This window comes from Nocardioides albidus, assembly GCF_006335005.1.
Taxonomy (GTDB): domain Bacteria; phylum Actinomycetota; class Actinomycetes; order Propionibacteriales; family Nocardioidaceae; genus Nocardioides; species Nocardioides albidus.
The window spans coordinates 109,269-115,871 of record NZ_VDMP01000014.1 but is presented as its reverse complement, the minus strand read 5'-3'; the positions used below and the strand labels follow the sequence as shown (position 1 = coordinate 115,871).

The window sequence follows — 6,603 nt, the reverse complement described above, 5'->3', positions numbered from 1 at the left end:
CCTCGTCGGGCCCGACGCGTCCCCGGAGGAGATCGACCGCACGCGTGCCGCGATCCGCGAGGACCCGTCGCGGTGGATCGTCCAGGACGTCGTCGACCTGTCCACCCAGCCGGTCGTCGTGGACGGGGACCTCGGGCCGCGACACGTCGACCTGCGCCCGTTCGCCTTCCACGACGGCACCCGCGTGATCGTGCCCGCCGGCGGCCTGACGCGGGTCGCGTTCGAGGAGGGGGAGCGGGTCGTGAACTCCTCCAACGACGGGGGTGCCAAGGCGACGTGGGTCATCTGAGTGGCCTCGTCTACCTGATCGCGGGCGGCAGCCTCCTGCTGGCGATCGTGCTGCCGACCCTGCTCGACCGGTGGGCCGTCTCGGCGCCGATGGTGCTGGTGGGGGTCGGCATCGGGATCGGGCTGACGCCGCTCGTGGACGGCCTGGCCGTCGACCCGGTGCACCACCGGGCGCTCGTCGAGCACGTCACCGGGCTCACCGTGATCATCGCGCTGATGGGCGTCGGCCTCGCGCTCGACCGTCCGCTGCGCCTGACCAGCTGGTCGTCGTGGCGCACCTGGGGCTCCACCTGGCGGATGCTGGCGATCGCGATGCCGCTGTGCATCGCCGGTGTGACGCTCGTCGGGCTCTGGGTCGGCCTCGGCCTCGCGACGGCGCTCCTGCTCGGCGCGGCGCTCGCTCCGACGGATCCGGTCCTGGCCTCGGACGTCCAGGTCGCCGGCCCGCGGACCGGCGAGCACGAGGTGGACGAGCCCGACGAGATCAGGTTCACGCTGACCAGCGAGGCCGGGCTCAACGACGGGCTCGCCTTCCCGTTCGTGTTTGCCGCACTCCTGGTCGCCGGCGGATCCGGGATCGGCTGGTCGGACGGGCTGGAATGGCTCGGCTGGTACGCCGTCGCCAAGGTGGCGATCGGTGTCGGCGTCGGGATCGCGGTCGGCCGGGTCCTGGCGCACATCGCGTTCCGGGCCACGAGCCGCTCGCTCCGCGTGGCCGAGCGCGGGGAGGCGCTCACCTCCCTGGCAGCCCTGCTGACGGCGTACGGCCTCGCCGAGGTGGCGCAGGGCTACGGCTTCCTCGCCGTCTTCGCCTGCGCCATGACCTTCCGCTCCGCGGAGCGCTCGCACGACTATCACGCGGCGATGCACGAGGTGACCGAGCGGCTCGAGCGACTGCTGACCCTGCTCCTGCTGCTCGCGATGGGCGTCGCGCTGAGCCGTGGCCTGCTGGACGAGCTGGACTGGCGCGGTGTCGCCGTCGGTCTCGGTCTCGTCCTCGTGATCCGGCCGGCGGCCGGGATGGTGGCCCTGGCCGGATCGCCCGGCATGGGCGGCTCGCAGCGCGCGGCCGTCGCGTTCTTCGGCGTGCGCGGCGTCGGCTCGCTCTACTACGTCGCCTATGCGCTGGGTCGCGAGCCGGACCTGGGCTCGGGCTGGCTGTGGTCGACCGTGGCGTTCACGGTGACCGCGTCGGTGGTGATCCACGGCGCGCTCGCGACGCCGCTGATGCGCTGGGTCGGCAGCCCGCCCCGAGAGCCGGCCGGGACCTGACCCGGCCGGCTCGGCCCTCGGCCGGGCTCAGGCCTGGAGGGCCTGGATCGCCTCGTGAATGGCGAGCGTGCGCTCGGCCGACTCGACGTGGAGGCTCTCGACCATCTTGCCGTTGTAGGTGACCACGCCGGCGCCCTTCCCGTCCTCCCAGGCCCGGATCAGGCCGCGGGCGTCCTCGACGGCCTGCTCGCTCGGTGCGAAGCCGGCGTTGGCCCCCTCGACCTGGCCGGGGTGGATCAGCGTCTTGCCGTCGAAGCCCATCTGGCGGCCCTGCTCGACCTCGGCCAGGAAGCCGTCGATGTCCTTCACGTCGTTGTAGACGCCGTCGATGATGACGATCCCGGCGGCACGGGCCGCGAGCAGGGCGAGGCCGAGACCGGTGATCACGGGCTGGCGGCCGGGCACGTGCTCGGCGTACAGCTCCTTGACGAGGTCGTTGGTGCCCATCACGAAACCGGTCAGGCGCTCGGACGCGGTGGCGATCGGGAGCGCGTTGAGCATGCCGATGGGGGTCTCCACCATCGCCCACAGCTTGGTCTTCTCCGGCGCTCCGGCCGCAGCGAGGGCGTCGACGAGCTCGCGGACCTCCTCGGCGGAGTTCACCTTCGGGACGAGGACGACGTCCGGGCCGGCCTGCGCGGCGGCGCGGATGTCGTCGGCGTGCCACTCGGTGCCGATGCCGTTGACCCGGATGATCAGGTGCCGGCTGCCGTACTCACCGGACTGCACCGCCGCGGCCGCGGCCGCGCGGGCTGCGGGCTTGGCGTCGGGGGCGACGGCGTCCTCGAGGTCGAAGATGATCGCGTCGGCGGGGATCGTCTTGGCCTTCTCGAGCGCCCGCTCGTTGGAGCTGGGCATGTAGAGGACGGAGCGAAGCGGCTTGAAGTCGGTCATGCTCTCAGGCCTCCGGGGTCTCGATGGCGTCGTAGGTGGCCTTGAGGTCGGGATCGATCTCGGCCAGCTTCTCGGCGAGCTCGACGAGGACCAGGCACTGCTTGAGGGAGGCGTCGTCCTCCATCTTCCCGTCGATCATGACCGCGCCGGTGCCGTCGCCCATGGCGGCGACCACCCGGCGGGCGTGCGCGATGTCCTCGACGCTCGGGGAGAAGACGCGGTTGGCGATCTTGATCTGGACCGGGTGCAGCGACCAGGTGCCGACGCAGCCGAGGAGGAAGGCGTTGCGGAACTGGTCCTCGCAGGCGACGGTGTCCTTGATGTCGCCGAAGGGCCCGTAGTACGGGTAGATGCCGTGGGTCGCGCAGGCGTCGACCATCTTGGCGATCGTGTAGTGCCACAGGTCCTGCTGGAAGATCGCGCGCTTCGCGTCGAGGTCGGGCAGCCCGTCCTGGCCGCGCGGCGCGTCCTCGCGCACGAGGTAGCCGGGGTGGCCGCCGCCGACCCGGGTGGTCTTCATCTTGCGGTCGGCGGCGAGGTCCGCGGGGCCGAGGGAGAGGCCCTGCATGCGCGGGGAGGCTCCGCAGATCTCCTCGACGTTCGCGACGCCTCGGGCGGTCTCGAGGATCGCGTGGATCAGGATCGGCCGGGTGATGCCGGCCTTGGCCTCGAGCTGGGCCAGGATCCGGTCGACGTAGTGGATGTCCTCGGCGCCCTGGACCTTCGGCACCATGATCACGTCGAGCTTGTCGCCGATCGCCGGCACCAGCGTGGTGAGGTCGTCGAGCACCCACGGGCTGTCGAGCGCGTTGATCCGGGTCCAGAGCTGGGTCGGGCCGAAGTCGGTCGACTGGGCGATCTTGACCAGGCCCTCGCGCGCGGCGACCTTGTTGTCGGCCTTGACGGCGTCCTCGAGGTTGCCCAGCAGCACGTCGACGGTGCCGACCATGGCGGGGATCTTGGCGGCCATCTTCTCGTTGCTCGGGTCGAAGAAGTGGATCGCGCGGCTCGGTCGGGCGGGGATCTCGCGCAGCGGCTGCGGCGCCCCCACGGCCAGCGGTCGGAAGAAGTCCTTGGCACTCTTGTGGCTCACGTTTGCTGAACCTACCCGCGAGCCACGCTGTCCGGGTATGACGGATGTCTCGCGAGACGCTGGTGCCGGACGTGGCCGGGCGTGGTGGAGCACGGTGCTGACGGTGGTGCTGCTGCACGCTGCTGGCCTCGGGATCCTCGCCGCCTGGATAGCGCGCTACTTCGACCGCCTCGACGAGCGCTGCCCGTGGTACGACGACGAGGGCACCATGGCCGCGCCCCGCTCGTTGCAGGGCCGCCTGGTCTGTGGCGACTCCGGAGTCTCCGAGGTCTACTGGCTCCTGGTGGTGGGCGCCGTCGCAGCCCTGATGCTGGTGGCGCTGGCGCTGTGGCTGGTCCGGCGCACCGCGTGGGCGGTCGTCGCCGTCCTCCTCGCGGCGCTCGTCCCGGTCGGTATCGCCGAGACGTCGCTGCGCCTGGAGGACACCTGCTCGAAGGCGCAATGGGCGGCGTACGGCGCCGAGGGGTGTGAGACGAACCGCGAGGCGCGCTGAGGTCCGGGGACTCGTGGAGGCAGGAGGGTCGGCCTCAGCCGACCCGGACCACGACGTAGCCCTCCTGGGGATGCAGGGTCCCGTCGGCCTCGACCCGCGCGTAGTGGGTGCGTAGGGCGACGATCTCGGAGCGCAGGTCCGCGAACCGCTGCGGGGTGAGGGTCTGGTGGAGCCGGGCGACGATGGGCACCTCGAGCACGTCGTCGAACCAGGCGTCGGCGTCGCGGTAGGCAGCGGTCTCGAGCACCTGCGGGTCGAGCTCCACCGGTCGGCCCGGGAGCCAGTCGGCCAGGGCGCCGGGCTCGGACCAGAGGTACTCGTCCACCGCCACCGGCGTGGGAGCCTCCGCGAGATAGCGGTTCACGACCTCCAGCGCCCGACCGTTGAACGAGTCGCGCGGGTAGGCGGTGAACAGCAGCCGTCCGGCGGGACGCAGCACGCGGCTCACCTCGGCGGCCGCCCGATCGGGGCGGGCGGCGTACACGATGCCGAAGCCGGACAGCACGACGTCGACGGAGCCGTCGGGGAGCGGCAGGTCCTCGGCGTCCGCGACCTGCCAGTCCACGGCCACGCCCTCGCGCGCGCAGCGGGCGCGCCCGGTCTCCACCTGGCGCGGGGTGAGGTCGACGGCGGTGACGACGGCGCCCCGGCGGGCGGCCTCGATGGCGACATTGCCCGTCCCGGCGCCGATGTCGACCACCCGCTCGCCCGGCTGGATCCCGGCCGCCTCGACGAGCCGGGCGGCGAGCGGCTGCTGCCGCCGGGCCAGGATCTCCGGGTCTCCCGAGCTGTACGTCGCGCGCTGCTCGTCGCGCCACGCCTCGGCGCCTGCGTCGTCGATCATGGTCGGACGCTACCGCCGCCCCGGGCCTGGGGGAGGGCTCCCCACATGGGCAACCGGTGGGGCGTCCGGTGCCGTCAGGTACGACGCCGCCGCCACCAGCGGTGCCGGCGCTCCGGCTCCGGCGGTGCGGGCGTCGTACGGCGGCGCGCGGCCCGCCGCTCGCGCCAGGCCTCGATGGTGGTGTCGACGTCGCGCGGCATCGTGATGAGCGGTGGCCCGTCGACGGGGGTGTAGCGCGCCCGGATCACGCGGGCGTTGAAGTCCTCGACGAACGCGCGCGCCTCGCGCTCGGAGACGAGGGTGTCGAGGTGGGCGTCGAGCGCGGCGTCGTCCTTGCGGAGCTGGAGCGCCGGCGGCAGGACGGTGATCTGCTCCCGCTCGACGAGCCGCTTGACCCACCAGTCCGGGTCATGGGCCTCCCCGAGACCCTCGATCGGCTTGCCCGCGCCGCGCAGGTTGTCGAACTCGCCGCGCTCCATCGCCCGCCGCACCTGCAGGTCGACCCAGGTGTGCTGCTGCTCGATCCGGGCGCGGGCCGCCTTCTGCTCCGCTGCGCGGCGCTCGGCCGCCTCGACGGCCGAGTCCCGGGGATCAGGCTGCTCGCTCATCTCGGTGCCAGGGTACGCGCGGTCGGTGACGGCGACGCCCTTGTGTGCCGCTCCCCGACGGCGCATCGTGGGAACCGAGGCCCGGTGCCCCCTTCCCCGGGCCTCGGGAGGTGCGGGGATGCAGGCGAGAGTGGGCGACCGACTGGTCGTCGAAGGACACACGGAGTCGGCGCACCGCCGCGAGGCCGAGGTGCTCGAGGTGCGTGGTGAGGACGGCGGGCCGCCCTATCTGGTCCGCTGGGACGACGGCCACGAGTCGCTGGCCTTCCCCGGGGCCGACGCGCACGTGCTGCCTGCCGACGCCGATCAGCGCTGAGGGCGCAGGAAGTCGGCGACCAGCGGCGCCAGCGTGTCCGCGCTGGTGACCAGGCCGAGGTGGCCGTCGGCGTAGACGTGCAGCCGGGCGTGCGGGATCAACCGGGTCATGATCCGGGCGTTGACGAGCGGGATGAGCGGGTCGTCGTCGCCGGCCAGGATCAGCGTGGGCTGCCGGATGAAGGGGAGTCCCGGCAGGCTCGACCAGCCGGCGCCCGCGAGCAGCTGCAGGAGGTAGCCGCGGCGGGAGCCGACCCGGGAGTCGGCATGCATGAGCCGGCGTACGTCGTCGGGCCGGTCGCGCATCCGGCCACCGTAGAGCTCGGCAGCGACCCGGACGGCGTACTCGGCGTCGCGGTAGCGCTGCGGGGTCACCATCTTGCGCAGCACCGAGAACCGCGCCGGGACCATGACGGATCCGGTCGCCGTACTGACCAGGACCAGCCGGCGGCAGCGGCGCGGCTGCTGGAAGGCGATCTGCTGGGCGAGCCCGCCGCCCCAGGAGATGCCGAGGACGTCGTACTCCTCGAACCCGAGGGCGCTCATCATCCGTCCGACGCCGTGGGCCAGCAGCGCGAAGTTGTAGGGCAGCACGGGATCCGGCGACCCGCCGACGCCGGGGACGTCGAAGCGCACCACGGTGATCCGCGGATCGACGGCGTCCACGAACGGCTGGAGCAGGTCCAGGCTCGCGCCGATCCCGTTGCACAGCAGCAGGGGCGGCCCGGGCTCGGTGCCGGGGCGTACGGCGACGCGGACCGAGTGCCCGAGGACGGTGACCTGGCGCAGCTCCACC

Annotated in this window: 9 protein-coding genes; 4 read left to right on the top strand and 5 right to left on the bottom strand. The window is 72.9% G+C overall.

The annotated features are described in order from the left end of the window. Positions 1 to 289 (top strand): circularly permuted type 2 ATP-grasp protein (locus tag FHP29_RS02720; RefSeq protein WP_192903945.1); only part of this gene is annotated, 289 nt, incomplete at its 5' end. After that, on the top strand, positions 277 to 1,560 hold the full coding sequence (locus FHP29_RS02715) for a cation:proton antiporter (protein WP_240044261.1): 1,284 nt from the start codon (positions 277 to 279) through the stop codon (positions 1,558 to 1,560). The genes FHP29_RS02720 and FHP29_RS02715, both read left to right, overlap by 13 nt. Positions 1,561 to 1,587: 27 nt before the next feature. Here FHP29_RS02715 and FHP29_RS02710 read toward each other — a convergent pair whose 3' ends face one another. Then, positions 1,588 to 2,454: an HpcH/HpaI aldolase/citrate lyase family protein gene (locus FHP29_RS02710; RefSeq protein ID WP_139621325.1), complete on the bottom strand. Its 867-nt coding sequence runs from the start codon at positions 2,452 to 2,454 to the stop codon at positions 1,588 to 1,590. Positions 2,455 to 2,458: 4 nt separating this feature from the next. Next, positions 2,459 to 3,547 carry an HpcH/HpaI aldolase/citrate lyase family protein gene (locus FHP29_RS02705; protein WP_139621324.1) on the bottom strand — a complete coding sequence of 363 codons (1,089 nt, stop codon included), beginning with the start codon at positions 3,545 to 3,547 and terminating at the stop codon, positions 2,459 to 2,461. 103 nt (positions 3,548 to 3,650) lie between these two features. Here FHP29_RS02705 and FHP29_RS02700 point away from each other — a divergent pair, with 103 nt between their 5' ends. Continuing rightward, entirely contained in the window at positions 3,651 to 4,040 is a 390-nt protein-coding gene (locus FHP29_RS02700) for a hypothetical protein (RefSeq protein WP_139621323.1), read from the top strand. Between the two features lie 34 nt (positions 4,041 to 4,074). Here FHP29_RS02700 and FHP29_RS02695 read toward each other — a convergent pair whose 3' ends face one another. Both FHP29_RS02695 and FHP29_RS02690 read right to left on the bottom strand, forming a co-directional pair. Further along, positions 4,075 to 4,884 (bottom strand): class I SAM-dependent methyltransferase, encoded by an 810-nt coding sequence (locus tag FHP29_RS02695; RefSeq protein ID WP_139621322.1) that lies wholly within the window; start codon positions 4,882 to 4,884, stop codon positions 4,075 to 4,077. 74 nt (positions 4,885 to 4,958) lie between these two features. Next, positions 4,959 to 5,492, bottom strand: coding sequence for a DnaJ family domain-containing protein (locus tag FHP29_RS02690; RefSeq protein WP_139621321.1), 534 nt, complete (start codon positions 5,490 to 5,492; stop codon positions 4,959 to 4,961). A 118-nt stretch (positions 5,493 to 5,610) separates the two neighbouring features. Between FHP29_RS02690 and FHP29_RS02685 the strand changes: the two genes are divergently transcribed. Next, positions 5,611 to 5,808 (top strand): DUF1918 domain-containing protein, encoded by a 198-nt coding sequence (locus FHP29_RS02685; protein WP_139621320.1) that lies wholly within the window; start codon positions 5,611 to 5,613, stop codon positions 5,806 to 5,808. Here FHP29_RS02685 and phaZ read toward each other — a convergent pair. Then, complete coding sequence (phaZ, locus tag FHP29_RS02680; protein WP_205013824.1) at positions 5,799 to 6,602, bottom strand: poly(3-hydroxyalkanoate) depolymerase; 804 nt, start codon at positions 6,600 to 6,602, stop codon at positions 5,799 to 5,801. The genes FHP29_RS02685 and phaZ overlap by 10 nt on opposite strands. Position 6,603 lies beyond the last annotated feature (1 nt).

What these genes read in the sequence shown, in the direction of transcription:
- FHP29_RS02710 (WP_139621325.1), bottom strand. Translation starts at nt 2,454, where the DNA reads ATGACCGACTTCAAGCCGCTTCGCTCCGTCCTCTACATGCCCAGCTCC.
- FHP29_RS02695 (WP_139621322.1), bottom strand. Translation starts at nt 4,884, where the DNA reads ATGATCGACGACGCAGGCGCCGAGGCGTGGCGCGACGAGCAGCGCGCG.
- FHP29_RS02690 (WP_139621321.1), bottom strand. Translation starts at nt 5,492, where the DNA reads ATGAGCGAGCAGCCTGATCCCCGGGACTCGGCCGTCGAGGCGGCCGAG.
- FHP29_RS02685 (WP_139621320.1), top strand. Translation starts at nt 5,611, where the DNA reads ATGCAGGCGAGAGTGGGCGACCGACTGGTCGTCGAAGGACACACGGAG.